Annotated in this window: 17 protein-coding genes, 1 tRNA gene and 3 pseudogenes; 12 read left to right on the forward strand and 9 right to left on the reverse strand. The window is 62.0% G+C overall.

Going from position 1 to position 26,545, the window contains the following annotated elements; genetic code table 11:
• Positions 1-2: 2 nt before the first annotated feature.
• The 9 genes from HNE04_RS21250 to HNE04_RS21290 all read left to right on the forward strand — a co-directional run bounded on the left by HNE04_RS21250 (position 3) and on the right by HNE04_RS21290 (position 11,880).
• The gene (locus HNE04_RS21250; protein WP_172223739.1) at positions 3-452 is read left to right on the forward strand and encodes a chemotaxis protein CheW; all 450 of its coding nucleotides are present in this window, start codon (positions 3-5) and stop codon (positions 450-452) included.
• Entirely contained in the window at positions 449-1,801 is a 1,353-nt protein-coding gene (locus HNE04_RS21255) for a CheR family methyltransferase (protein ID WP_328700377.1), read from the forward strand. The genes HNE04_RS21250 and HNE04_RS21255 overlap by 4 nt, the downstream gene beginning before the upstream one ends.
• Positions 1,794-2,345, forward strand: a complete 552-nt coding sequence (locus HNE04_RS21260) for a chemotaxis protein CheW (protein ID WP_172223741.1) — start codon at positions 1,794-1,796, stop codon at positions 2,343-2,345. The genes HNE04_RS21255 and HNE04_RS21260 overlap by 8 nt, the downstream gene beginning before the upstream one ends.
• A gap of 18 nt (positions 2,346-2,363) precedes the next feature.
• Positions 2,364-4,088, forward strand: a complete 1,725-nt coding sequence (locus tag HNE04_RS21265; protein WP_172223743.1) for a methyl-accepting chemotaxis protein — start codon at positions 2,364-2,366, stop codon at positions 4,086-4,088.
• 14 nt (positions 4,089-4,102) lie between these two features.
• Positions 4,103-6,271, forward strand: a complete 2,169-nt coding sequence (locus HNE04_RS21270) for a hybrid sensor histidine kinase/response regulator (protein WP_172223745.1) — start codon at positions 4,103-4,105, stop codon at positions 6,269-6,271.
• 14 nt (positions 6,272-6,285) lie between these two features.
• Entirely contained in the window at positions 6,286-7,335 is a 1,050-nt protein-coding gene (gene cheB / locus HNE04_RS21275; RefSeq protein ID WP_328700384.1) for a chemotaxis-specific protein-glutamate methyltransferase CheB, read from the forward strand.
• 20 nt (positions 7,336-7,355) lie between these two features.
• The gene (locus HNE04_RS21280; RefSeq protein WP_172223748.1) at positions 7,356-10,454 is read left to right on the forward strand and encodes a response regulator; all 3,099 of its coding nucleotides are present in this window, start codon (positions 7,356-7,358) and stop codon (positions 10,452-10,454) included.
• Positions 10,435-11,742 (forward strand): sensor histidine kinase, encoded by a 1,308-nt coding sequence (locus HNE04_RS21285; protein ID WP_172223750.1) that lies wholly within the window; start codon positions 10,435-10,437, stop codon positions 11,740-11,742. Before HNE04_RS21280 ends, HNE04_RS21285 begins: the two co-directional genes overlap by 20 nt.
• Positions 11,743-11,803: 61 nt before the next feature.
• Positions 11,804-11,880: transfer RNA gene (locus HNE04_RS21290), tRNA-Arg, on the forward strand.
• An 88-nt stretch (positions 11,881-11,968) separates the two neighbouring features.
• Here HNE04_RS21290 and HNE04_RS21295 read toward each other — a convergent pair.
• Together HNE04_RS21295 and HNE04_RS21300 are read right to left on the reverse strand one after the other, a co-directional pair.
• Positions 11,969-13,066 (reverse strand): tyrosine-type recombinase/integrase, encoded by a 1,098-nt coding sequence (locus HNE04_RS21295; RefSeq protein ID WP_172223753.1) that lies wholly within the window; start codon positions 13,064-13,066, stop codon positions 11,969-11,971.
• Positions 13,067-13,626: 560 nt separating this feature from the next.
• Positions 13,627-14,550, reverse strand: a complete 924-nt coding sequence (locus HNE04_RS21300; protein ID WP_172223756.1) for a LysR family transcriptional regulator — start codon at positions 14,548-14,550, stop codon at positions 13,627-13,629.
• A 96-nt stretch (positions 14,551-14,646) separates the two neighbouring features.
• On the opposite strand from HNE04_RS21300, the gene HNE04_RS21305 reads away from it, so the two are divergent.
• Positions 14,647-15,819 (forward strand): acyl-CoA dehydrogenase, encoded by a 1,173-nt coding sequence (locus HNE04_RS21305; RefSeq protein ID WP_172223758.1) that lies wholly within the window; start codon positions 14,647-14,649, stop codon positions 15,817-15,819.
• A gap of 218 nt (positions 15,820-16,037) precedes the next feature.
• On the opposite strand, the gene pabB is transcribed toward HNE04_RS21305, so the two are convergent.
• From pabB to HNE04_RS28580, 6 genes and pseudogenes are all read right to left on the reverse strand, one after another.
• Positions 16,038-17,807 carry an aminodeoxychorismate synthase component I gene (gene pabB, locus HNE04_RS21310; protein ID WP_328700378.1) on the reverse strand — a complete coding sequence of 590 codons (1,770 nt, stop codon included), beginning with the start codon at positions 17,805-17,807 and terminating at the stop codon, positions 16,038-16,040.
• Positions 17,808-17,972: 165 nt separating this feature from the next.
• Positions 17,973-18,155 carry a hypothetical protein gene (locus tag HNE04_RS21315; protein ID WP_172223761.1) on the reverse strand — a complete coding sequence of 61 codons (183 nt, stop codon included), beginning with the start codon at positions 18,153-18,155 and terminating at the stop codon, positions 17,973-17,975.
• Positions 18,156-18,568: 413 nt separating this feature from the next.
• Positions 18,569-19,392, reverse strand: a pseudogene (locus HNE04_RS21320) (4-phosphopantoate--beta-alanine ligase).
• Positions 19,393-19,396: 4 nt separating this feature from the next.
• Positions 19,397-20,170 carry a 3-methyl-2-oxobutanoate hydroxymethyltransferase gene (gene panB, locus HNE04_RS21325; RefSeq protein WP_172223764.1) on the reverse strand — a complete coding sequence of 258 codons (774 nt, stop codon included), beginning with the start codon at positions 20,168-20,170 and terminating at the stop codon, positions 19,397-19,399.
• A pseudogene (locus HNE04_RS21330) lies at positions 20,170-20,472 on the reverse strand (aminotransferase class III-fold pyridoxal phosphate-dependent enzyme); the annotation flags it as partial. The pseudogene HNE04_RS21330 and the gene panB, both read right to left, overlap by 1 nt.
• A pseudogene (locus HNE04_RS28580) lies at positions 20,472-20,886 on the reverse strand (aspartate 1-decarboxylase). The pseudogenes HNE04_RS21330 and HNE04_RS28580, both read right to left, overlap by 1 nt.
• A gap of 1,402 nt (positions 20,887-22,288) precedes the next feature.
• Between HNE04_RS28580 and HNE04_RS21340 the strand changes: the two are divergent.
• Positions 22,289-23,461 (forward strand): M24 family metallopeptidase, encoded by a 1,173-nt coding sequence (locus tag HNE04_RS21340; RefSeq protein WP_172223766.1) that lies wholly within the window; start codon positions 22,289-22,291, stop codon positions 23,459-23,461.
• A gap of 371 nt (positions 23,462-23,832) precedes the next feature.
• A complete protein-coding gene (locus tag HNE04_RS21345; protein WP_172223768.1) occupies positions 23,833-24,402 on the forward strand; it encodes a LuxR family transcriptional regulator in 570 nt (189 codons plus the stop codon).
• Positions 24,403-24,926: 524 nt separating this feature from the next.
• Here HNE04_RS21345 and HNE04_RS21350 read toward each other — a convergent pair.
• The gene (locus HNE04_RS21350; protein ID WP_328700379.1) at positions 24,927-26,543 is read right to left on the reverse strand and encodes a porin; all 1,617 of its coding nucleotides are present in this window, start codon (positions 26,541-26,543) and stop codon (positions 24,927-24,929) included.
• Positions 26,544-26,545 lie beyond the last annotated feature (2 nt).

A 26,545-nucleotide genomic window follows, 5' to 3' on the forward strand; every position in this document is an offset into this window, starting at 1 on the left:
TCATGCAATTCGTTGTGTTTCATCTTCACGGGCAACGTTTTGCACTGCCGCTCGAATCCGTCGATCGCATCGTAAATGCTGTCGAGGTGGCGCCGCTGCCTGGGGCTCCGATCTCCGTACTGGGTGCCATCGACGTGGGGGGCCGCGTTCTGCCGGTACTGTGTCTGCGCCAGCGCTTTGGATTGCCGCAACGCGATGTCGACCCGGGCGACCAGTTCCTGATCGCCCGCACTGTGTCGCGCTCCGTCGTATTGGTGATCGATCAGGCGCAGGGTGTGGTCGAGGCCGACCTGTCCGACGTCATTGCTCTCGATGAAGCCGTCCCCGGCTTGGAACAGTTCCTGGGAATGACAAGGGACGACGATGGCCTGGTATTAATTCACGATCTGGAGAAATTTCTCTCCCACGAAGAATCCGTCTCCCTCGACGCCGCGCTGGAGCGCAGCGCGTGATCCACGACCCGGTCAGGCAACCCCCGTGGGCCCACCTGAGCGAGTTCGTCGCAGACCGGATAGGGCTGCATTTCCCGCGCGAGCGTTGGGACGACCTCCAGCGCGGCCTGAGCGCGGCAGCACAGGAACTGGGTTTTCAAGATCCCGGCTGGCTGCTGTCACGCGCGCCGACCAAAGCCCAACTGGAGGTGCTTGCCAGCCATCTGACGATTGGCGAGACCTATTTTTTCCGCGACTGGCAGGCGATGCAGGCGCTCAGCCAGACCATCCTGCCTGAGTTGATCCGCAGCCGGCGGGGTCGCGCGCAGCAACTGCGGATATGGAGCGCGGGCTGTTGCAGCGGCGAAGAGCCGTATTCGATGGCGATTCTTTTGCATCAGGCATTGCCTGATTTGCGAGACTGGCAGGTGTCCATCACTGCGACCGATATCAACCCGCGCTTTCTGCAAAAGGCCGCGGCCGGCGTCTATAGCGAGTGGTCGTTCCGCAATGCACCCGTGGAACTGCGGGAGCGCTATTTCAAGCGCACAGCCGACGGGCGCTTCGCCATCCATCCGCAAATCAGGGAAATGGTCAAGTTCTCGCCGCTCAATCTTGCGCACGACGCCTATCCGCCGTCCGCGACGGATAACGGCCCGATGGATATCGTTCTCTGCCGCAACGTGTTGATGTATTTCACGCCGGCGCAGATCCAAAAGGTGATCGGCAAGTTTCATCAAACCGTCGCGGAAGGCGGCTGGCTGGTGGTCAGCCCCAGCGAAGCATCCCAGGCGCTGTTCCGGCAGTTCGTCCCGGTGAATTTTCCCGGCGCGGTGTTCTACCAGAAAAGGTCGGCACCTCGCCCTGCTGCGCTGGAAGCCGGATGGCTCGCAAAGCCTTCCTTGGCCTGCTACACGCCGGGGGTCGATACCCCGCCGGCCGCACCCGCCAAGGCCGCGCCCGATTCCCCGGCGCCTGCCGCGCTGGCGCGTGCCCTGGCGAACCAAGGAAAACTTGGCGACGCGCTGGCCTGGTGCGACCGCTGGATCGCCGCCGACAAATTGAACGCCGGCGCCCACTACCTTCGCGCGACCGTGCTGCTGGAACAGGACGAGCCGGAGCAGGCACGCTCTTCCCTGCAGCGAGCGATCTATCTGCAGCCCGATTTCGTGCTGGCCCACTTTGCGCTCGGCAATCTGGCGCGCGTGCGCAACCGCCCAAGTGAAGCCAGCAAGCATTTCGCCAACACCAGCGATCTGCTGAGTCGTTACCAGGCGGGCGACCTGCTGGCCGAATCGGGAGGCCTGACGGCCGGAACTCTGGCGCTCACCCTCAGTGCCATCACCGGACCTGCACACACCCATGAGTAATCCCAACGACGGCGCGTCTGCTGCCAAGGCGATCCTTCGTGCCCGGGCCCGGGCCTTGGCGCGTCCACGGCACGACGGCGCGGTGGCCACCGAGTCATTGGAGCTTCTCGAATTTCGACTCGCCCAGGAATCCTATGCGCTGGAGACTCGCCACGTGAGCGAGGTGGTTCCCCTGAAGGACCTGACCCCCGTTCCCTGCACGCCGCCGTTCATCCTCGGAGTCGTCAACGTGCGCGGCCGCATCACGCCGGTGATCGACCTCAAGAAGTTCTTCGATCTGCCCGAGCAGGGTTTGAGCGACATGCACCGTGTCATTCTCGTTCGGAACGACGATCTCGAATTCGGCCTGCTCGCCGACGCGATCTCGGGCGTGCGGCCGCTTGCCCTTGACAGCCTGCAGGCCTCGCTGCCGACGCTCACCGGCATACGCGTTGATTATCTGAAGGGCGTCACCGCGGACCGCGTGGTGGTGCTGGACCTCGATCGCATCCTGGCGGACCCAAAGATCATCGTGCACGAAGAAGTGGAAAACAAACATGAATAACCCTGGAAGGGCCGCAGCATGAGATGGACAGTTGGAACCAAGATCGCGACCGGATTCGGCATCGCGCTGGTCATTTTCACGATCGTCGGCACGGTTTCATACCGCAGCACGGACCGGCTGGTCGAGACATCGGATGCACGGCAGGAGACTTACGAGGTGTTAGGCGAAGTCGAGAATCTGTTCTCCCTGCTGAAGGATGTCGAAATCGGCAGTCGCAGCTATGGCCTGATCGGGGAAGAAAGTTACCTCGAACCCTATCTGGCCGCGATCGGCAAGGTAGAGCCTGGCATGAAGCAGGTCCGCAAGCTCACACAGGACAACCCGCGTCACCAGCAGCGTCTTGATGCGCTGGAGCCGCTGGTGCGCACCCGGATCGAGTTCGCCCGGGAAGTGGTCGAGCTTCGCCGGGCCAAAGGCGCGGATGCGATTCCATTCATCAGGACCGGCAAGGGAAGGGCGCTGATGGACGAGATCCGAAAGCACATCGACCAGATACGGCAGGACGAGGAGGACCTGCTCAAGCTTCGTGCCCAGGCGGCGCAGGCCGAAGCGGAAAACGCCAAGACCGTCATCGTCGCCGGCACGCTGAGCGCCCTGGCCATCGCATTGCTGGTCGGCTTCCTGATCACCCGCGACATTGCGCGGCCGCTACAGCGCCTGACCGCGGTGGCCGAACGCATCACGGTCGGGGACCTCGCGGTCAAGTTGCCGGACGACGGCCGCAGCGATGAAGTGGGGGCTTTGGCGCGGGCGTTCGGGCAGATGACCCGGTCGCTCCAAGCCATGGCAGCCGCCGCCGAACAAATCGCCAGCGGCGACTTGCGGACGTCCGTCACGCCCCAGTCCGCCGAAGACGTTCTGGGCAACGCGTTCGCCCGGATGACCGAGGACCTGCGCGCACAAATCCAGGAGCTGGTCGATGGCGCGATGGTGCTCGGCGCATCCGCCAGCGAAATCGTGGCTTCCACCAGCCAGCTTGCCGCCAGCGCCAGCCAGTCGGCTGCCGCCGTGAGCGAGACGACGACCACAGTGGAAGAAGTCCGGCAGACCGCGCAGGTGGCCAGCGAGAAGGCCAAGCTGGTCTCCGAGGCGGCGCAGAAGGCAGCGCAAGTCTCCCAGGGCGGGCGCAAGTCCGCCGAGGGCGTCGTGGCGGGCATGAACCGTATCCGGCAGCAGATGGACGCCATTGCGGCCACCATGGTCCGGTTGTCCGAGCAGAGCCAGGCGATCGGCCAGATCATCGCGACGGTGGAAGACCTGGCGGTCCAATCGAACCTGCTAGCGGTCAACGCGGCCATCGAGGCCGCCAAGGCGGGCGACCACGGCAAGGGCTTCGGCGTGGTGGCGCAGGAAGTCAAGAGCCTTGCCGCGCAATCGCGCCAGGCGACAAACCAGGTGAGAGCCATCCTGGGCGATATCCAGAAGGCCACCGGCGCGGCCGTGATGGCCACCGACGAGGGCGGCAAAGTGGTCGAAGCGGGGACTCGCCAGAGCGAATTGGCCGGCGCCTCGATCCAGACACTGGCCAACAACGTCCATGAGGCGGCGCAGGCAGCCACCCAGATCGCGGTTTCGAGCCAGCAGCAACTGGTGGGGGTCGACCAGGTCGGCGGTGCGATGGACAGCATCAGGCAAGCGAGCATCCAGAACGTGGCGAGCGCAAAACAGCTGGAAGGCGCCGCCCGCAACCTGAATGAACTGGGTCAGCGGCTCAAGCAGATGGTCGTCCGGTACCAGGTCTAGCGGGCCGGGCGCAAATGAACGCCAAGGAGCAGGACTTCCTGCGGCAACTCCGGGCCACCTTCACGGTGGAGGCCCAGGAACACCTGCAGGCCATCTCGACCGGCTTGATGGAGCTCGAAAAAACGCGGGTGCCCGAATCGCAGCGACGGATCGTGGAGACGGTGTTCCGCGCCGCGCACAGCTTGAAAGGTGCCGCCCGTGCGGTTGAGTTGCCGAGCGTGGAATCGCGGTGCCAGTCGCTGGAGGAGGTACTGGCCTCCTGGAAGCGGGGGGATACCGTCTTTTCACCTGGCGCCCTCGATCACCTGCACCGCTTGCTCGACGCGGTCACCAAGGCCATGGCTTCAACCGCAACTCCGGCGCCGCCGCCGCCGTCCGTCCCAGCGCCCGCACCCATGATCGTGGCCGCTTCAGCTATGCCAGTCGCCGCCGAAAAACCCGCGGCTGGAGAAGAAACGGTGCGCGTTGCGGTGGCGAAGCTGGAGGCGCGGCTACTCCAAGCCGAGGAGATGCTCAGCGTCAAACTCGCCGCCAGCCAGCGAGTTGCCGATTTCCTCGAGGTGACCGATCGCCTCGGCGCGTGGCGAAAAGCCTGGGCGGCCGTCGAGCCGGAGGCGCGTCGGCTGCGGCAGCCGGGGCTCGAGCGGCTGCTGGACTTCTTTGACTGGAGCGGTGAAAACCTGAAGTCAATGGAAAGCAGAACCACGGCATTGGGTCAAATCGCGGACCAGGATCGGTACTCGGTCACCAAGCTGATCGACGATTCACTGGAAGACACCAAGAAGTTGCTGCTGCTCCCTTTCGCGACGATTTCGGCACCCTTGCCGAAGCTGGTGCGCGATCTAAGCCGCGATGAGGGGAAGGAGGCGGAGCTGGTGGTGCGCGGCGAGGAGGTCGAGCTCGACAAGCGTATTCTGGAGGAGATAAAGGATCCGCTGATCCATTTGTTGCGCAACAGCATCGACCACGGCATCGAGTCGCCGGCTGAACGCAGCCTGCGCGGCAAACCGCCCCGTGCCACGATCGCGCTCACCGTGACCCAGTTGAGCGCGGGGAAAGTGCAGGTGCTGTTGTCCGACGATGGCGCGGGTATCGACGCGGGCAAAGTGCGGGCCTCGGCGGTCGCGCTTGGCCTCATCGCAGCCGATGAGGCGGGCCGGCTCAGCGAGAGCGAAACGCAGGCGCTCATTTTCCAGTCCGACGTCTCGACCAGCCCCATCATCACGCAATTGTCCGGCCGGGGGCTGGGGCTGGCCATCGTTCGCGAGAAGGCGGAAAGACTCGGCGGAGAGGTCACCGTCGAGAGCCGCGCGGGCCAGGGGGCTGCATTTCGCATGGTCCTGCCGGCGACGCGGGCTACCTTTCGCGGTGTCCTGCTACAGGCCGCCGGACAGTTGTTGATCGTCCCGACGACGCAAGCAGAGCGGGTCACGCGTGCCAGGATCGACGACATCAGGACCGTGGAAGGCCGGGAAACGGTGTCGTTCGAGGGGCGTGCGCTCGCCCTGACGAGGCTGGCGGACGTGCTGCAGGTGCCGAGAACGGGAAAAGGTGAGGCCCCATCGGACACCTTCCCGGTCATCATTTTGGGCAGCGGCGATCAGCGCGTGGCGTTCGCCGTGGATGCCGTGCTAGACGAACAGGAAGTGCTGGTAAAGCCCTTGGTGAAGCCCCTGTCGCGAGTGCGAAATATCGCGGGCGCAACGGTACTGGGTTCAGGCCAGGTTGCCCTCATACTGAACGTGGCGGATCTGCTCAAGTCGGCCCGCAAGCTGGCGGGCTCGGCGGTTCGCGTGATCGAACAGCCGAAGCTGGCGCAGGCCAAGGCCGTCCTGGTGGCGGAAGACTCCATCACGTCGCGCATGCTGATCAAGGGCATCCTGGAGTCGGCGGGTTACCGCGTCAGGACAGCGGTGGACGGACTGGATGCGTTCGCGCTCTTGCGCAGCGAGCAGTTCGACCTGGTGGTTTCCGATGTGGAGATGCCGCGGCTGAACGGTTTCGACCTCACCGCCAGAATACGCGCCGACAGGAAAATGGCGGAACTGCCGGTGGTGCTGGTGACCGCGCTGGAAGCCCGCCAGGACCGGGAGCGCGGCATCGACGTGGGCGCCAATGCCTACCTGGTCAAGAGCAGTTTTGACCAGAGCAATCTGCTCGAAGCAGTCGGGCGGCTGATTTGAACCGCAAGATCAAGGTGTTGGTGGTCGAGGACTCGAAGGTCGCATGCCTTCTGCTTGTGCATCTACTCGAGTCGGATCCGCGAATCTGTGTCATAGGCTCCGTTGGCGATGGGGAAGCCGCGCTCGATTTCTTGAAAAACAGCAGACCCGACGTGGTGCTGATGGACATCCACATGCCGCGCCTGGACGGCTTCGAGGCGACGCGCCGCATCATGGAGACGCAGCCGGTGCCCATTGTCATCTGCAGCGCCAATATGGACGTCAAGGACACGGCCATCGTGTTCCGGGCCATGGAAGCCGGTGCCATTGCCTGCATCGAAAAGCCCTTGCGCCGGGGACACGAGCATTTCGAAGCGACGGCCGCGCATCTTCTGGAAACGGTGCGGCTGATGTCCGAAGTCAAGGTCGTGCGCCGCACGGCTCGAACCGGCCGCCCAGCCTCCGCGGCAGCGGTGGTATCAGGTTCGGCGGGGGCCGCGCAAACGCAGCGTGCCGCAGCGAACGTCAAGGTGGTTGGAATTGGCGCCTCGACCGGCGGCCCGCCGGTGCTGCAAACCATCCTGGCCGCGCTCCCGAAGGACTACCCCGTGCCGATCCTGATCGTGCAGCACATTGCGGACGGCTTCCTGCCGGGGATGGCCGACTGGTTGAATCAGACCACGGCATTGCAGATCCACATCGCCTCCTACGGAACCCAGCCCCTCCCCGGGCATGTCTACCTGGCGCCCGACGATTTCCATATGGGCATTGGCCCCGGCGGCGCGATTGTCTTGACGCGGGAGGCTGCGCTGAGCCATCTGCGGCCGGCCGTATCCGCTCTGTTCCGGTCACTCGCCGAAGTCCACGGCCCCAACGCCCTGGGCGTGTTGCTGACCGGAATGGGCAAGGACGGCGCGGCCGAGTTGAAGCTGCTGCGGGACAAGGGCGCGGTCACGATAGCGCAGGATCGGGAAAGCTCGGCGGTGCACGGCATGCCGGGCGTCGCGATCGCCCTGGGCGGCGCTTCGCATGTGCTGGCGGCGGACGCCATCGGCCCCGCGTTGATCGCCCTCACCAAACGCTGAATGCATACGGAGAACTACCCATGAAACCAACAGGGCAGCAGGCCACCGCACCCGCAAAGATCCTTGTCGTCGAAGATAGCGCCACGCAGGCCCAGCGGCTGCGCCATAGTCTTGAGCAGCAAGGTTATGAAGTGGGCATCGCGGGCAACGGCCGGCTCGCCCTGGAAATGCTGCCCCGGTTCCGTCCCGACCTGATCATCAGCGACGTCAACATGCCAGAAATGGACGGGTACGAACTGGCTACCTGCGTCAAGGCGCGGGCCGATTTCTCGGACATCCCGGTGATCCTGGTCACGACGATGTCCGACCCGCAGGACGTGATTCGCGGGCTTGAATGCGGGGCCGACAATTTCGTCCTGAAGCCTTACGACGAGCGCTATCTGCTCAGCCGCATTCGCTATGTGCTCGTGAACCGCGAAATGCGCCGGCCGCAGGATGTGGGCATGGGGGTGGAGATCTACTTCAACGACCGCAGGCATTTCATCACCGCCGATCGCCTTCAGATCCTGAACCTGCTGCTTTCCACCTACGATGCCGCCATCCAGCGCAACCGGGAGTTGGCCCAGATACGGGAATCGCTGGAGAAGCACTCGATCGAAATCGGGATGGCGAATGGCTTCCTGGATTCGGTGGTCGAGAACATCCCGGACATGATCTTCGTCAAGGACGCCACGGACCTGCGCTTCGTCCGCGTCAACCGCGCGGGCGAGGAACTGCTGGGCTACTCGCGCGACGAATTGCATGGCAAGAGCGACTACGACTTCTTTCCGAAGGAGGAGGCGGACCACTTCACCTCCAAGGATCGTGAGGTACTCGCGGGGGGCCTCGTCGGTTTTTTCGAGGAGCCGATCCACACCCGCCATCGGGGCATCTGCATTTTGCAGACCAAGAAGCTGGCGATCTTCGACGAAGGGGGTCAGCCGCGCTATCTGCTCGGGATCGCCCGGGACGTGACGGAAACGCGCCACCTGCAGGACGAACTGCAGAAACGCAACGCCCAGCTGAGCGAGCTGACTCTCCAGCTGGAACAGCGCGTCGCCGACAGAACGCGGCAGCTGAGCGAGGTGGTCGAGGCGCTGCGTGAAAGCGAGGAACGCACGCGCCTCACCATCGACACGGCGCTGGATGCCGTCTTGACCATGGATGCCAAGGGCATCGTGACCGACTGGAACGCGCAGGCCGAAGCGACCTACGGCTGGAAGCGCGAGGACGCCGTTGGCAGGCCGATGACGGAGCTGTGCATTCCGCCGCAACATCGCGAAGCCCATACTGCCGGGTTCAAGCGTTTTCTCGCCACCGGTGAAGGCGTTGTGCTCAACCGGCGCATAGAGATCACAGCGGTGAACCGGGAAGGCCGGGAATTCCCCATCGAGCTGGCGATCACCCCCATCAAGATCAAGGGGGAGTGGAGCTTCAGCGCTTTCCTGCGAGACATCACGGAACGCAAGCAGGTCGAGGAGCGCACCATTAACCTGAACAAGGAGCTGGAGCAGCGCGTGGAGCAGCGGACCACCGAGATCGTTGCTGCCCGCGAGGCGGCGGATGCCGCAAATCGCGCCAAGAGCACCTTCCTGGCCACCATGAGCCATGAGATCAGGACCCCGATGAACGGCATGCTCGGCATGCTGGAGCTGCTGGGGCTGAGCGAACTCAGCAGTGAGCAACACACCATCCTCAATACGGTGCGGGAGTCCAGCAAGTCCTTGCTGCGCATCATCGATGACATTCTCGACTTTTCGATGATGGAGGCCGGGAAGCTGAAAGTCCGGCCGGAAAGCACCTCGATCAGGCAGGTGATCGAGGGGGTGCGCAATATCTACAGCGGCACTGCGAGCGCCAAAGGCCTGCTGATCCAGCACAGCGTCGATTCCCGGATCAGCCCGGCGCTGCTGGTGGACCCGGGGCGTGTGTACCAGATACTCAACAATTTCATCAGCAACTCGATCAAGTTCACATCGAAAGGCTCGATCGAGATCAAGGCGGAGCTGCTTTCCAGGTCTGATGGACATGAGCACATTCGCCTTTCGGTGAAGGATACCGGCATCGGCATATCGCGCCAGGACCAGAAGCGGCTGTTTCAGCCCTTCAGCCAGGTAGGAGACGGGGCGCTGGCCGGCGGCACCGGCCTGGGCCTCACCATCTGCCGGCGATTGGCCGAAATGATGGGAGGCTCGGTGGAGATGGTGAGCGCGCCCGGGGAGGGCACCACCATGACCCTTGCCTTGTCGCTGCCGATAGGCGAGTCACGCGAGACGCTGGAGAACGAGCGGGCCGGCGCGCCCACGATGCCCACCCTATCGGGCAGGCGCCGCATGGCGCCCAGCGTGTCGGAGGCCCAAACCGAGGGTACGCTGATACTGCTGGTGGACGACCATCCTATCAATCGCGCGCTCCTGGTGCGGCAAGTGCAGGCGCTGGGCTATGCCTCGGAAAGCGCCGAGGACGGCCGGCAGGCGCTGGAGAAGTGGAGGTCAGGGCAATTCGGGCTGGTCATCACCGATTGCCACATGCCAGTGATGGACGGTTACGACTTCGCGCGTGAGGTCCGGCGCATCGAGCTGGCCGAAGGGCGCAGCAGGGTGCCGATCATCGCGTGTACCGCCAATGTCCTGAGCGGAGAAGCCGCCAAGTGCTTCGACGCCGGCATGGACGATTACCTGGTCAAGCCGGTCGAGCTTTCGCAGATGCTGAAAAAACTCCAGAAATGGCGTCCGATTCCGGAGGCCGCCGGGCGATCCGGCGCGGCTCGCGTGGACTCCGCAGACGTTCCGGTGGACAAGGCGCTGATCGAGGCAAGTTGGGGCGGCGGGGAGGCAACCCTCAGGGACGTGCTCGCCATTTTTCGCCGTGCGACCCTTGAAGATGCCGCCCATCTCAGGCATGCCGTCTCGTCCGGCGACATGGCGCAGGTTACACACTTTGCCCACCGGATGCTGGGCGCGAGCAGAATGCTCGGTGCGCTGGGGTTTGCAGTGGCATGCGAACGGATCGACCATGCCAGCCGCTCCAATGACCGGACTCGGGCCCAGGCGGGCTTGGAAGCGTTCGAGCATGAATGGCGGCGCCTGACCGCATACATCGATTCCCTAGGAGTAGAAGGTGCACGCGCCACTGCCTGAATCGCCCGGGGCCACGGAAATCGTGGTGGCTGAAGACCATCCCCTGCAGGCGGACCTCCTCAAGCGCCTTCTCGAAGGCAGTGGCTACACGGTCCGGCTGGCGGCCAACGGCCGTGTTGCGCTGGAAGCCGTACGCCGACGGCGACCCGCCATGGTCATCAGCGACGTGCGCATGCTGGAGATGGATGGCTATGCCCTGTGTCGCGCCATCCGAGGCGACGAGGCGCTGCACGACCTGCCGGTGATGCTGGTGACATCGCTTGCGGGCGTAGAGGATATCGCGCTGGCGCTGGAATGCGGAGCCGATAACTTCGTCCGCAAGCCCTACGACCAGAAGGCGCTGCTGTCGCGAGTGAGCCAGTTGCTCGCCAACGCCAACGCCAAGGCGCGGGGCGCGGCCGACGACCCCCGGCTTCCACTGGCCATCGGCGATAGCCAATACACGATCAACTCCAGCCGGCGCCAGATCCTGGACCTGTTGGTTTCGGCCTATGAGGAAGCACTGCGCCTGAACGCGGAACTGCAGCGCCGGCAGGAAGAGGTGCTCGCCCTCAATGCGGCGCTGGAGCGCGGTGCCGGGCAACTGCACGCGGCCAATCGCGAGCTTGAGGCGTTCTCCTATTCCGTTTCTCACGACCTGCGTGCGCCGCTTCAGGTAATTGACGGATTCAGCCTGGCGCTTGTCGAACGGCATGCCCAGCGTCTCGACCCCAAGGGGCTGCACTACCTCCAGCGGATTCGGGACAACGCGCAGCAGATGAATGCTTTGATCGAAGGGTTGCTGTCGCTTGGTCAAATCGCCCGGACGCAGGCCCTTCGCACGCCTGTGGACTTAAGTGAGTTGGCTACACATGTCATCGCCGAATGTCGCGAACGCGATCCGGCTGCCGGCGTGAAGGTTAAGGTACAGGCTGGATTGTGGGCCGAAGGCGACCCCCGGTTGCTGAAGCAGGTACTTGCCAATCTGATCGGAAATGCCTGGAAATTCGCTTCGCGCGAAGCGCAGCCGTGCATCGAGTTTGTTGGGCACAGCATGGAAAAGGAGGACGCCACCATTTTTTCCGTGCGTGACAACGGCGTGGGATTCGACATGGCTCACGCGGACAAGTTGTTCAGTCCTTTTCAACGGCTGCATCCGGCCAGTGAATTTCCTGGAACCGGCGTCGGCTTGGCTACCGTGCGGCGCATTGTCGAGCTACATGGGGGGCGCGTGTGGGCTGAAGCGGCACCCGGCATGGGCGCCAGCTTTCATTTCACGCTGGCTGCGAGCACCCAGCCGGACACGTAAGACGTCGTTCTTATCGACGGGCCAGGGGATTGGTTTTCACCCTGCTATAATCGACGGCTCAGCGGCTGTAGCTCAGTTGGATAGAGTACTTGGCTACGAACCAAGGGGTCGTGGGTTCGAATCCTGCCAGCCGCACCAATAAAATCAAGGACTTAGGTCAGAAATGACCTGAGTCCTTTTTCTTTTGCGCGACTTTTGCGCGACTTTTCATCGCGCCCTTCCTTTCTCAGCCATTCGCCACCCGCAATAGCGTCGTGCGGTCGCGCGTTGTTGCCACGCTATTCGCAGCGTCCACCAGGCGGGCGACGGTAGCCGTGGCGTAGTGCTGGGGCATGCCTTCGATGGCATGGCCTAGCAACAGCGCTCGGTCCTCCTCCCTTACGCCGGCGTCACGTAGCCGCTGGCCAAACGTGTGGCGCAAGTCGTGCACCCGCACCTGGGTTAAGCCCACGTCCGCCCGCGCCTTCTGGTACGCCGCAGTATTGATCGTGCCGACGCGGTCGCGTTCATGGTTCGGGCCTTCCCATGTGAACACGTACTTCTTGTGTTCCCCGCGCTTGCTCTCCACGATGGCCCAGGCCCTGTCGTTGAGGACCAGCACATGCTTGCGGTTGGTCTTGAAGAACTCTGGCGGTATCACGAACACACTGCGACCCAGCTCGGGCACGCGCACTTCCCACTCCCACTTCAGGCCACACACGTTTTCATCGCGGGCGCCGGTATTCACCGCGAACTCCACCATGCCCTGGTGGTGAGCCGCCAGGCGCGGTAGCAGCCTAGCTTGCTCTGCCCACGAGATAGGGTAGGGCTCGCGCTTTTGCGCCTTTTCGTCCAGCATTTCGATCAACGGCGGCGCCGACAACCAGGGCACACCCTCTTCGCGCCACACGCGGGCCGCGCGAATTAGCGTGGTGCGAACGACCTCCATCGAACGGTTGATGGTGCTGTTTTTCACGCCATCATCCTGACGATTGGCCTTGAAGTCCTCAAGACTGTCGTTGCACACGTAGAACAACGGTTGTCCGCCGATGTACGGCAGCACCAGCGACACGTGGTAACTGATCAGGTTGAGTGTTCGGACCTTTCGGCTCTTGCACTCGATCAGGTATTTCCGTGCAGCATCTGCCCACAGGCGTTGACCACCGCGTCGAAGGCTGTTTGCCCGTTCCGCGTCGATCTCCGCTTGCCTGGCATTGAGCCAGGCCTCGGCATCGTTCTGGCTGACGTTGCCGAGCCGTTGGAAGATCCGCTGTCCCTTGTATTCCTTGTTGACGATCCGACTGCCGCTATCGGCCAGCTGGATACCTCTCGTCCGAGTTCGCATAGTTGCGCTCCTTTCGGTTCGCGACTCGGGCGTCCACAGGCAGCAATATACCCGTCTGCCCAGACGTCAAGTTCGTGCCGGTCGAACGCGATGCCGCGTTGACCGATCGGAATCTCGGTCAAGGTTGGGCGCACCTCGGAGTCGAATCGATTGCGGTCCATGCCCAGGTATCCTGGTGCGTCGCGGTAACGAATGAGGCGAGGAGAGATCACCTCTGCGTCCTATGGAAGGGTTTCAGCACGAGCAGCCATTGCGAACGCATGTTGACCCGAGCCGGCGATGAGAAAAACCAACGCGGGCGCAGTCCAGGGTATTCGGACGAAGTGCCTCAGCGCCGACGTCCTGCGAATTGCCCTTGGTTCGACTCCTAGAAACTTGGCTATGGTTTGATTCGATGGCATCGGTCATTCGGACGCTCCCGCCGCGCCTCGAAGTGACGGGTAGCGGCTTTTGCGCGGCTGTTCGGACGATTGACGTTCATCTCTCAGTCCCGTGGAAAGGGTAAGCGTGCAAGTCGCCGTTCTCGGGGCTGGAGTGATCGGCCGTCGAGCGATGGGGTGCTACCTTCCGCGCCGTAAGCGCACGTTGGGGCTGCGCGCTTGTCGCGCTTCCTGGATGACCCAGTCACGGAACCCTGCAAGCAGGCCCGGGCTGGGTGAATTCTCTGGGTAGATGAAGTAGTAGCTCATCCCGCTTCCGAAGGCCTCCTGCATCGGACTAACCAGAAGTTCTCGAGCGAGCTCGTCCTGAACCAGGTACTCGGGGGCGAGCGCTACCCCGAGGCCATGGGCGGCCGCATGCACAGCCATGGAAAAGAGTTCGACGCGCGGGCCATTCATGTCCCCCTCGAAGCTGATTTCGTGCCGCGCGAACCACTGACGCCAGGCGTATGGGCGCGTCGTCATCTGAATGAGCGGCAGTGCTGCGACCTCCGACGGGGATAGGCGCTTCCTCCGGCCCAGTAGCGCCGGGGCGCAGATAAGCGACATCGGCTCTGGCATGAGCAGATCGGCATGTGTTCCTGGCCAACCTCCTTCGCCAGCGTGAATGGCCGCGTCCAACCCGGCCTCTTCGAACAGGAAAGGACGGGTGCGTACATGCAGGTTTACGTGTATGCCCGGGTGGATCTCATGAAAGCGTGGCAATCGCGGCACCAGCCAATGCGTGGCAAACGTCGGCACCACACCGAGCTCGATGGAGCCTCCGCCGGCGCTGCGCGACGCCACTTCCAGCGCGTCGCGCTCCACCTCCTCCAAGCGCTTTCGGACCATGCGGCTGTACTGTAGGCCCGCAGGACTAAGGGTCATCCCCCGTCGCGTGCGTCGGAATAGCTTTACCCCAATAAATTCCTCCAAGTTCGCAACTTGGCGGCCGACGGCGCTTTGCGTCAAGGCGAGTTCGCTCCCAGCAAGGGTGAAGCTTTCATGCCGGGCGGCCGCTTCGAAGGCCGCCAGGGCGGCCGTGGAGGGGATTTTGCGTCTCATACGACGTGCGTTTTTAGCACAGCCTAACGAAAAAGAATCATTTGCAGAAGAGGGGGGCGCGCTTCACAGTAATGCGCTGCAAGGTAAGGAACGCACATGAAGACGAGCTTCTCCTGGGCCGACCCGCTGCTGCTGGACCAGCAGATCACGGGCGACGAACGCAGCGTGCGAGACGCCGCAGCCACTTACTCCCAGGAGCGCTTGGCCCCGCGCGTGCTGGAGGCCTTCCGCAACGAGAAGACCGACGTGGCGATCTTCCGCGAGATGGGCGAGATGGGCCTGCTGGGTCCCACGATCCCCGAGGCCTACGGCGGTGCCGGCCTGAACTATGTCTGCTACGGCCTGGTGGCGCGCGAAGTCGAACGCGTGGACTCGGGCTACCGCTCGATGATGAGCGTGCAGTCATCACTGGTCATGGTGCCGATCAACGAGTTCGGCAACGAAGCAACGAAGCAGAAGTACTTGCCCAAGCTCGCCACCGGCGAATGGATTGGCTGCTTTGGCCTGACCGAGCCCAACCATGGGTCGGATCCCGGCAGCATGGTGACGCGGGCCAAGAAGGTCGACGGCGGCTACAAGCTCTCCGGCAGCAAGATGTGGATCACCAACAGCCCGATCGCCGACGTGTTCGTGGTCTGGGCCAAGGACGACAGCGGCGCCATCCGTGGCTTCGTGCTGGAGGAGGGCTGGAAGGGCCTCTCGGCTCCGGCCATCCACGGCAAGGTGGGCCTGCGCGCCTCCATCACCGGCGAGATCGTGATGGACGAGGTGTTCTGCCCCGAAGAAAACGCCTTCCCCGAGGTGCGCGGCCTGAAAGGCCCCTTCACCTGCCTGAACTCGGCGCGCTACGGCATCGCCTGGGGCGCGCTGGGCGCAGCCGAAGACTGCTGGTTCCGCGCAAGACAGTACGTGCTCGATCGCAAGCAGTTCGGCAAGCCCTTGGCGGCCAACCAGCTGATCCAGAAAAAGCTGGCCGACATGCAGACCGAGATCACGATGGGCCTGCAAGGGTGTCTGCGCCTGGGCCGCATGAAGGACGAAGGCACGGCCTCGGTGGAGATCACCTCCATCATGAAGCGCAATTCCTGCGGCAAGGCGCTGGACATCGCCCGCATGGCGCGCGACATGCTGGGCGGCAACGGCATCAGCGACGAGTTCGGCGTGGCCCGGCACCTGGTGAACCTGGAGGTGGTGAACACCTACGAGGGCACGCATGACGTGCACGCGCTAATCCTGGGCCGCGCTCAAACCGGTATCGCCGCGTTCTGAGGCAGATCGTGCAGCGATGGAGGAGCCCGCGTTCTCGAACTCTCGCGAGTACTGGCGGGTCCGTGGGCTGGGCTTGCGGCGAGAGCAGACGTCCTAATCGAGAACTTCAAGGTAGGTAATCAGCGCCAATACGGTTGGGACTACGCGATAAATCGCCAAACGACCTACGCCGAATGTGCTCAATGCAAGTGGCCAAGCGCGCGGTTCCCCCCGGCGCGCTAACGAAGTTGGGGGAGCGCCTCTTCGAGCCGCACCTCGACCCACCCGCGCAATGAATTCACGAACCACAGACGCCGAGCATCGGCCAGTTCGGCGACTTTAACGATATCCTCGTTGACCTGACCCGCCGCGATTGCGAGCGCTCTTCCGACACCGTCCAACAGGCAACTGCTCAAAGGTGGAGTGACCCTTTCCCCGTTGGAGCGCTCGATAACGACACTTCCGCGCGTGAATTCGGTCACTTCGCCCTGCGGATTCCAAAGTAGGCAATCAAACGCACCAGCCGCATCGGATTCAAATTGCTCATAGTGTTCGCGCCGCGTGGTCTTGTGCCGCAGGAAGGCTGAAGGTGCGCAAATGGAGTGCGTTGCCAGCCTGACTGTCGGCGTCTTCTCAGGAACAGGCGGCAAGGGAAATATTTCCACTTTTGCGATGCCGCGACAATCGAGGCAGATTCGAACGCGCGCGTCTGTCACCGATGCATCGCCGGCCGTTTCAACAACCTTTTGTCGGACGGAATCGCGGTCAAACCGAAATCCGAAGTTCGCGCTGGCCCATGCCAGCCGGTCCAAGTGCATTTCGAGACTGCGAAACTTCCCAATATCGAGCCGAAGCGTCTGGAGCAATTGAAAAGGCTGGCTCGCCTGATCCAGGAAACTTGATTTGTGCCCCCATTCGGACCATTCGGATTGCGTGGCGGAGCCCCATGTGATTCCGCTTCCGATGCCGCAGCTAGCATGCCCATCGCGAATCGTGACCGTTCGGATCGGTACATTGAACCGCGCCGATCCGCCCGGTTGGATGACTCCGACGGCCCCGCAATAAACGCCTCGGCGGCCGTGTTCCAGGTTCCGGATCCAGTGCATGGCGCGAAGCTTCGGCGCTCCGGTGATCGAGCCGCACGGGAAAAGTGAACGGAACACCTGTGCCAATGTCGTCCCTTGTTGGGTCCTTGCTTCGACTTGAGACACCATCTGCCAAACAGTCGGCCACGCCTGGCACTCGAAGAGCCGGGTCACCTGCACTGAGCCTAATTCCGCGATGCGCGACACATCATTGCGGACCAGGTCGACAATCATCACGTTTTCGGCGCGCTCCTTCGCGCTGACGCGCAGTTCGCGTGCGTTCCGCAAGTCAATTTCAGGCGTCAGGCCGCGAGGTGCGGTCCCCTTCATGGGGGCACACGTGAGCGTGGCGCCATCCCAGTCAAAAAACAGCTCAGGAGACAGGCTGAGAACATTCTCCTCGGCGGTGGCGATGAACGCTGCGTTCGAACGTGGCTGGGATCGCCTCAGCGCGCAGAACAGATCGAAGGGGTCGCCGAGATAGTCGGCCGCAAGCGCGCCTGTGTAATTGACTTGGTACACTTCACCCGCTTCGATCGCGGCGTGAATACGCGCAATGGATCTGTCGAAATCCTGGCGGTCGATGGTGCGTTTCCAGTGCACGACACGATCGATATCGCGAGCCATATCCGGGAATGGTGCCGGGCTTCGATGGACCGAGAAGTACGCCAGCGGCCCGTCGGGCGCATGCACCGCGACGTTTCGATCGAACGCCGCAGCTGCTTCGTATCTGAGATAGCCGACACACCAGAACCCTCGGCGGGCGAGATCCTCGACAGTATCGAGCACGCGCAGCACCTCGCAGGGCCTTTGGGCAACGAGTTCCTGTTCCGGGGCGGCGAATGCGAACCTCAGGGGCCTCACACCGGCATAGGGAACGGCAAAATCGATGAGTGCACTGAGCCCGGGCATTTTAAGGTTCACGCTGAGTCGACGTCGCGGCCATGCCGAGCGTCGCGCAGGTATCGAAGCAGGATGACTTCAAGGTCGCCACGAGATCGGCCACCTTCTCGATCTCGCGATCACTGGGTCGCGCCAAGTGGCGCATCTGACTTCACTTTAGTCGGTAATTGAATAACACATGCGATCCTATCGGCAACTGCTTTCGCTACCGGTCTTGCTCGCAACGATTTCTACGAGTTCGGGACACTGGCGCAAGAGCTCTGCTTCGAGCTCCGCTTTGCGGCGCTTGATGAACTTAATCAAAGGCAAGGCGATCAGCCCCAGGGCGCAAATGCTGAGGGCCAGAATGTCGATTGTGGAATCGAACATGCGGCTAGTTTCGGCGGCTGGTGGTTCTTGCTCGGACCAGCTGAGCAGCTGCGCATTTGCCTTCCCTGTCTTGGACCTCGCGCACGGACTTTTCGTCGACATAGCCCGCAGCTACTCGGTTGCCGATGTCCGAACCCGCCGTACTGCGAATGAACTGCAAGACGTCAAGGTACTCACGCACTTCCTTTTCGCAGCGTGCAGACGCGACTGTTTGGGATTTGGCTTCTTCGCCTCGGACAGCTAAACAATGCAGCGAGAGGGTGGCCAGGAAGATGGCTCTGAATGGCATCAAAGTTCCTTTTTTCTTACTTGATCGCGGCGGTACCTCATACGTGCTGCGTCGACCCGCGGCAATCCTGTTGATATGAATGTGAATCCATGGCGAACCCTCGGACTGGCCAGGGACGCCCCGACTAGATTTCAAGGTTGTCGATCAGGCGCGTTGGGCCCAGCCTCGCCGCGCCAGAAACGACCAACGCATCACCGGCCGCGGGTGCCTGCAGGTTCGCGCGCGAGCGCGCCGTCATATAGTCCGACTCCCAGCCCCGCTCACGCAGTACGCGCATCGCTTCCTCCTCAGCATCCGCAATTCTCACGCCCGTTCGCACTCGTGCGGCCATGCGCGCGAGTGCTTGTGACAGCTGCACGGCTTCCAAGCGGTTCGCCGGGGAGAGATCACTGTTGCGGGTCGACAGCGCCAGGCCATCGTCGGCCCGTCTCCCCTGCGCCGCTCTCGATCGGCATCGAGAACTGCCGCACCATCCGGCGTATGACCATCAGTTGCTGATAGTCCTTCTTGCCGAACACGGTGACCCGCGGCTGCACGCACATGAAGAGTTTCATCACGACCGTGCAGACGCCCGTGAAAAAACCCGGCCTGAACTGGCCCTCGAGGATATCGGCCAGCAGCGGATCGGGCCGCACCTTGAACGTCTGCACATCGGGGTAAAGATCCGTTTCGGATGGCGCGAAGTGCACGTCGTAGCCTGCGCCTTCTGGCTTCTCCGCGTCCGCCTGCAGCGTGCGCGAGTACTGGCCGAAGCCTTCGTACGGCAGGAAGTGAAGGGCGATCAACGAAGACGCTGGCGACCGCGACATCGTCCAGCGGCTTCGCCTTCTTCACGAGCGAGGTGTGCTCTTGGTGTAGGTTGCCCATCGTGGGCATGGGCGCCAAGGTGGGCGCGCGGTGCGGTGCGAGCGCGTCGCGCTGTTCGGTATCCGTGTGGACGATGCGCATGGGATCAGTACGTGTGAAGTTCGGGGTCTGGGAATCGGCCGTTCTTGACGGCTTCGCCAAAGCGCCGGACGGCGTGTGCAACGTCCTCGCTGCCCTGCATGAAATAGCGTACAAAACGCGAAGGCTGTTGGACGAGGCCGAGTACGTCGTGCAGGACCAGTACCTGCCCGCTGCAATCGGGACCTGCACCGATGCCAATAATGGGTATCGGCAGCTCCTTCGTGATCGAGGAGGCGAGCATGGACGGCACCAGATCGAGCAAAAGCATCGCCGCGCCGGCTTCGGCCAATGCGCGAGCATCACTTTTCAGCAGCGCCGCAGATCTCTCGTCGCGTCCCTGCACGCGCCAACCGCCGAGCGCGTGCCCGCACACGGGAATGCCGCGCTCGGTGAGAAAGCGTACGGTGTCCGTCGTCCAGCCGCCGCATTCGAGCTTGACCATGTGGGCGCCCGCCTGCATGAGCGCGGAAGCACTGCGCAGCGCCTGCTCCTTAGACTCCCGGTAGCTCTCGAACGGCATCTCACCGATCAGCCAGGCCGTGCGGTTGCCGCGCGCGACGCTGCGCACGTGGTGGACAAACTGTTCGAGCGAGACTGGGGTGGCGCCTGGCTGCAGCACCATGCCGAGCGAATCGCCCACCAGCAGGCAGTCAACACCCGCCTCATCCAACACGCGCGCGAAAGTGGCGTCGTAGCACGTCAGCATCGTGATCTTCTCGCCTTCGGCGTGCATCGCGCGCAGGCGATGCAGCGTGATCGGTTTGCGGGGCGGGGTCATGTGAGATGCGCCAGCTTTTCGGAGAGATCCACGACTGGCTCATGCGTGACGCCGGTGAGCATCACATGGTCGAGGTGCTCGAGCTGCTGCGCGAGTGCCGCCTTGGTGTGCAGATGTGAATGGCCAAACAGGTTCGCCCACCAGGAGCTAATGCCGTGGAGATAGCGGGTGCCATCCGCGCCATACAGCCAGGGGTCTTGCGCACGCGCGATCGCGGTCGGCAGCTGGTTTTCATGCAGCTTCATCTGCGTGCAGGGATGCCACACGGCACGCAGGCTGCGCTCGGCGAGTGCGGCAATCATCAGTGAAGGCTCAGGCCCGTTGCACGGGCAGGAAACTGCGCGACGGGGCCTGCCGTCTGGCTTCGTGAACGGAGTTGCGCTTGGGCTTGAGTCCGTAGTTTCGTATTCGGGCACTTGCGCATCGGCGACGATGATGTGAGGTCATCGCCGGCGGCTCGGCGCGCGGCCGAGCCATTCATTGAGATCATCCCGATCCCGCGCTCCCTCGCGTGGATGACTAAGCGCTCGCCGTTGGCGATGTTCCAGATGTGAACCTGCTTCGACAATGCTGGTGGCTTCGAGCAAGTTATCGTCGATCGCGCACACTTGGTGCAGCTCGCACTGCGTCACGGTGACGCGATGGATCTTGGACTTCAGCAAGGCTCGGAACATGAACGAGGTTCTCCTTAACGAACGCGCGATTGGCAGCACCATTCAAGAGGTGGTGGTACGCCTCGTACACTACCGGTCGACGCCGCTCCTGCACCCTTACAGCCGGCTCTGGCGGCCGAATTAACGCACTGCAGCTTCTGTCTTTCCTGCTTTGCAGGCATCGGCTCTCCCGTAGAGCGCCATGCTCATCGCTAGTGGAGAGCCGGCCAGAGGACAGGCGAACCTAGCTGCACTGCATGAAGGCGCTGGCCGTGTGAATTGGCGTAGGTGTCTGCTTGATTCAGGGTTGGGTTCGACTCGGCGCTTAATTTAGGTCATATTTAAAACTTGATTGCTGCATTGAGGCCTGGCGCTGACGCGCAATTCGGCGTTCGAGCGCTACTTTCGGTGAATTTCAACGCCTCCGAGCCTCGCGATCTCGCCTCGCTGGTGGCTGAGGCCGCCCCATTGATGCTCCGATGCGCCGCTCATGCAGCTTGGCGTCCTAATCGGCAACAAGTTCGAGGCTTCTGCGTTTCAGTGGAATCGGGCGCAGCAGACATGGACCTTTGGCAGCGATCGCGAGGGGCGGCAGCAGCAGGTAACCGTGTGCGGGGCATGCACGGCCGGCGTGCTGTTGGGAAGTGTTGGCGCCGGGTCAAGGCGTCTCGTGTTCGACGTCCGCTGGCTTCGCACTCTCGCACTCTCGCACTCTCGCACTCTCGCACTCTCGCACTCTCGCACTCTCGCACTCTCGCGGCCGCGCGAGCGCTTGCGACAGGCTGCACGGCTTCGACGCGCTCCTCGGAAGACAGATGCGCAGGCGCGACGAGAGCGCGGTGCGATTTGGCAGGTCCCTATGCTACCCACAAGGCCTGCACTCGCCATACCAGAAGACCAGCTCGTTGCCCGAACGTCGTCCGAAGTGCTCCGCGTGCTCGATGCAGCCGAGGAGCTATCCCGCTGAGGATTCTGGTGGGTCTGATATCTGAGATACGGCAGCTGATACTGGAGCGGATGGTGCTCGCATGCTCGCCTGTCCTGCTGGGACAAAGAGAGCGGCTGGCCTTTTGAGATTGGCTTAACGTGTCACGAGAAGAATCTCGCGTCTCTTTCTCGGAAGGCAGCGACTTCGCCACCGCCTTTGAAGATTTGGTGCGAGGCATTGCTCGAACGTGCGCTCATCAGTGCAATGGAAACATGGATCTGTCTGCCCAGGTATTCAGATAGCTGCACCCAAGGCTGCACTTCGCCTCGCGGCTGCAGGGGCGCTGTAAATCAGCGCCGGATCGCTCTCATGCGCAGCATTTGGACCCCAGACGGGGGCACATCAGCACAAATGGCCAGTCCTCACGCAGTACGATTTTACTGGGGCAGGCTTATGACTGCTCACACGCGAGGGTGGTTCAAATTCAGTCTTGCGATCGAGACGTTCAACTCACACCAGGAAGAACAGGAGCCGTAAATGTCAATAAGCAAAGGACCGCAAGCCTTCCCAAGGGCAGAGTATCTCCGAAGGCTCGGCGCAGTGAAATTAGAGATGACGCGGCGTGAAATTGATGCGCTCGTCGTTATTAGCTCACGAGACATCACATACCTAACGGGCTACACGGCCCGTTCTGCCTATGTCCCACAAGCGGTTGTGGTTACGAGTGAGCTGGAAGAACCAACGTTTATCCTCCGCCGGATGGACGCTCCCGCAGCGATTCACCAGACATTTCTAGAGCGCGGCAATGTTATTGGCTATTCGGAAGATCTGATCGGCAATCCTGAAAAGGATGGTTATGACGCGGTAATCGACTATCTCATTGATGCAGGTCTCGCGAACCGCAGCTTGGGACTCGAGTTGGGCGACCTTCCGGCTAGAACGACTGAAAAGCTGAACGTTCGGATGCCGAAAGCCAAGTTCGCGGACTGCTCGAAAATGGTTTCCTGGATTCGATCAGTCAAATCTGATCTGGAGATCGTGGTCATGCGGGAAGCTGCCGCCATAGCGGATGCTGGCATCTTGCGCGCAGCGGAGGTGATTCGACCTGGAGTGCGAGAAGCTGACGTGATGGCAGAGGTCGCCGCAACTTTAGCGCGCGGTGCGAACGGCAAAGCAGGGACGGACTTTGCGTCCATGTATTTCTGCTCGTCGCCCCGGACGGGGACTTGCCATATTCGCTGGAGCGAAGACGTCATCCGCGAAGGGTCGCAAGTGAATCTCGAACTCGGCGGTGTCCGCCATGGCTACGTCGCCGCAGTAATGCGCACCTTCACCGTTGGTGCTCCCTCGAATCGCTTGCGGCGCCTGCACGAGGCAGAGCTTTCTGGCATGGAAGCCGCGCTCGACGCCGTTCGTCCCGGGGCGACCTGCAGCGATGTAGCCATTGCGTTCAACCGCACGCTAAACAGGCACGGATTCAAGAAGGAGTCGCGCTGTGGCTACGCCATGGGGATCGATTGGAACGAGTCGACGGCGAGTATTAAAGAGGGCGACATGACCGTACTGAAGCCAAACATGACGTTCCATCTGATGCTAGGTAACTGGATCGAGGAGGACTTTGGGTACGTGATTAGCGAGACTTTCCGCGTCACAGAATCAGGAGTAGAAGTCCTCACTTGTGTACCCAGGAAAATTTTCGAGGTCGCATAAAGGAGAGTAGTGCGACCACTTCGAAGACATCCGTCCAGCCACCTTTCATCTAGGCATGTCGACGACACGTTTGCCGCAGCATGCAATTTCCGGCGAGGAATGCAGTCTATTGCAAGTGGACGACGAAAGGGTGTCCTCCCGCCATTTGACGGATCGCCACACAAGCGCCTCTCCCAGTTCGAGCAAGTCAATGACCTGGCAGTCGGAGATCACCCTCCTGCCGGGGTTCGACCCGGTATTCGCTTGCGCACGAAACGCACGCCGGCGCGGCATTCGACGCGGAATTTCGGCGCAGAACCGACCCTTTAAGCCTAGTGACGTACCCGGAATCTGCAACGATTGAAGTAAGTCATAGCCGCGGAAGCCCCAATATGCAGTACGCCATACATGCGCTCTTATTCGCACCGGGCAATCGAGTCGGAGTGGACTGGTTCTCGCTTCTCGATGCGATGGGCACGCCCCAATTCGACGACGTCCTACACCAGTTTCTGTCGACTCTCATCGGGCTCGATACAAGTGCGCCACCATGCGCACCGACCTTGAGCGGCCTGAGTTGGACGGCGCCGCTGGAGCTCAGTCAGCGCCTGGCCGGCACAGCCGGCGCCCTAACTGCGATCGTGCACAAACATATGGAAACACTCGACGGGGGCCGCGACCAGCAAAAGGCCGAACCGCTTTCGTGCTTGGCCACGATCGAACGGTGTCTCGCCGAGCGCACTTGTCTGCCCCGCCGAGAGCTCGAGGTTTGCTCACGCATCCTGTACGGAATGTCTTCGGCCGGAATTGCGATCGACCTGGACCTTTGTGAGACGACGGTGAAGACCTACCGCAAGCGTGCGTACCAGCGCTTGTCGATTGGCTGCGAACGGGAGTTGATCACCTGGTACTTGCGGACGTGGAACTCGACGCAGCGAGTGGGGAAACACTTGAGCTGCATCTAGGCTTTGTGTGGGCGAACACTATAAGTAGCGTTGCTGTTGCGCGGCTTCCCGATACTTAAAGCGGATGCGGCTGCATCTCCGGGCTCTCAGCCGGACTCGACAAGCAAACTCGCTAAGCGATCGGCAGTGCGCTTCCAAAGATGCGCCGCAGAGGTTTGTCTTGCGCGACTTCCTGGGTCTGCAAGCGTTCGCCACCTTACTCACGAAGTGGCGCATGATGCGCGCACAAATCAGCGAAATCTTTCCCTGAAGAGGTGCATGTGAATCCGAAGTTCCATGTCGCCTCATCGCGAAGAGTCCGATTGCCGTCGGCTGAAATCGCGGCCGGATAGATGTTTGCAAATTGAGGATCCGGGCGTATCTCAAGCGATCGCGTAACACGGGGTCGATCAGTTCCAAGCAGGAGTTGATCCCCTGGTATGCGCTTCTGGAGCTCGTTGGCGACCGTAAGTGACCGGGGGACGGCCGTTGAGGCAGTCCCCCATGCAGGCGAAGCGGTTGAGCCTCACCGATAGCTGACCAGATCAGAACGTGTGGCTCACACCGATCTGGAACCCGGTGGATGTTCCATTAATATTCGCCGCTCCACCGACAGCACCGAGAGCACCGGGGCTGGCTGATGCGGCGGTCAAGGCCGCACCGCCCGAATTGCCCACACGCGCCAAATACCCGTACACGGCCGTTCGCTTTGACAGGTTGTGGAGGTACCCGATGGACCACTTGTGGGCCTCGGGCTCAGTGGCGAGAAGGGCCGAGCTCAACTTGGCTCGACCGTAGCTCATCTGCACTTCGCCTCCCCCCACGGTCCAGATCGCACCAATATTCCATCCATTCATGGTCAGTGTGTTCCCAAGCCCACCCGCATCGTCATTCTGTCGGCGAGCGATTAGTACCATGGGCTTGATCGAACCGAACTTGTACGACGCTCCCCACGTCAGCTCGGTGCTGCTGCCCGTCGGAATGGCAGCAATGCCGAGTGGAGAAACGTTGAACGTGCCGGCAGCATACGTTGTGCGGTCGTATGTTACCTGCGTATCGATCGGCCCCTCAGTGTAGCCAATGCGTCCCCCGATGAACGTTCCATTTTTCTTCGTGCTCCGACCGACTGCGTAAGCTGGGGTCGTGCCAGCGAAAGTTTCGTTGCTCGCGCGTTCGCCGAACGCGTACATCACTTGGCCGTTGATGCCCCCGAGGTTGCCCGGTAGGAAATATCCGATCGAGTTGGATACTCGAGTCCATGGCTGGGTCATGGCTGAACTCGCCCAGTCCGCCGCGGCTGTACCGACGGTGTTCCCATATGCAATCGGATCGAAGTACCCCCAGTTGTATTGATTGGGGTTGTAGTCGCGCCCGAAGCGTAGTTCTCCGAAGCTGCCGGACAAGCTAACGGTGGAACGACGACCGAATATCAGAGCACCGGCGCCGAGACCCCCGTTTTGATTGTTGGCGGTGGTGCTCCCCGCACCGCTTCCGTTGTCCGCGTTGAACCCCCCCTCCATCACGAAGCCTGCCTTCAGTCCACCTCCTAAGTCCTCAACGCCGCGAAAGCCAATTCTGCTTCCGCGGTATCCAGATCCCCCGAAGCCAGAAATTCGGCCGGCGTTCGTTTTCACGGATTCGTAAGAGGTGTCAATAACGCCGTACAAAGTGACGGATGACTGCGCAGAGGCGATGCCACACGCACTCATGGCTGCAAGCGCAAGCAGTTTCTTTTGCATTGAATAAGTCTCCAAAAAGGTGGGTTTGAGGAACTCCTCCCTGACAAGAAGTAATCCGGAAGAGCCTTGGCAAATATGCGATGATCGAACGCAAGTGTCTGTCCTGCCCGCGAGCGACAGAACAACACTCTTCCTTGTCCTCCTTAAGAACGACTTGTATTTCCGAGATAACTGAAAGCCTTCGTTGTCGGCGCACCTTGGATGCGTGCACCGCTTTTCGAAGACCGGGTCCGCAACGCCGAAGCGTGCGACTTCGCGGCGGCGGAAGACTTCGTGATCGGCGAAGCGCCAACCAGGAGTCATGTGTTTGCCGGCATGCCCCGCGTCAAACAGGAGTCCATCGTCGCCGCGATGGCCGGGACACGGCGAGCCCCACTGTGGTGTTGGGGATCGATGATTGATCGCGAGAATCGGTTCGTCCACGT

The sequence above is a fragment of the Caenimonas soli genome, from assembly GCF_013155545.1.
Lineage (GTDB): Bacteria > Pseudomonadota > Gammaproteobacteria > Burkholderiales > Burkholderiaceae_C > Ramlibacter > Ramlibacter soli.

Coding starts and splice junctions, on each gene's coding strand:
- HNE04_RS21250 (WP_172223739.1), top strand. CDS start 3: ATGCAATTCGTTGTGTTTCATCTTCACGGGCAACGTTTTGCACTGCCG.
- HNE04_RS21260 (WP_172223741.1), top strand. CDS start 1,794: ATGAGTAATCCCAACGACGGCGCGTCTGCTGCCAAGGCGATCCTTCGT.
- HNE04_RS21280 (WP_172223748.1), top strand. CDS start 7,356: ATGAAACCAACAGGGCAGCAGGCCACCGCACCCGCAAAGATCCTTGTC.
- HNE04_RS21305 (WP_172223758.1), top strand. CDS start 14,647: ATGAAGACGAGCTTCTCCTGGGCCGACCCGCTGCTGCTGGACCAGCAG.
- HNE04_RS21270 (WP_172223745.1), top strand. CDS start 4,103: ATGAACGCCAAGGAGCAGGACTTCCTGCGGCAACTCCGGGCCACCTTC.
- HNE04_RS21340 (WP_172223766.1), top strand. CDS start 22,289: ATGTCAATAAGCAAAGGACCGCAAGCCTTCCCAAGGGCAGAGTATCTC.
- HNE04_RS21315 (WP_172223761.1), bottom strand. CDS start 18,155: ATGTTCGATTCCACAATCGACATTCTGGCCCTCAGCATTTGCGCCCTG.
- panB (WP_172223764.1), bottom strand. CDS start 20,170: ATGACCCCGCCCCGCAAACCGATCACGCTGCATCGCCTGCGCGCGATG.
- HNE04_RS21295 (WP_172223753.1), bottom strand. CDS start 13,066: ATGCGAACTCGGACGAGAGGTATCCAGCTGGCCGATAGCGGCAGTCGG.
- HNE04_RS21345 (WP_172223768.1), top strand. CDS start 23,833: ATGCAGTACGCCATACATGCGCTCTTATTCGCACCGGGCAATCGAGTC.
- HNE04_RS21265 (WP_172223743.1), top strand. CDS start 2,364: ATGAGATGGACAGTTGGAACCAAGATCGCGACCGGATTCGGCATCGCG.
- HNE04_RS21300 (WP_172223756.1), bottom strand. CDS start 14,550: ATGAGACGCAAAATCCCCTCCACGGCCGCCCTGGCGGCCTTCGAAGCG.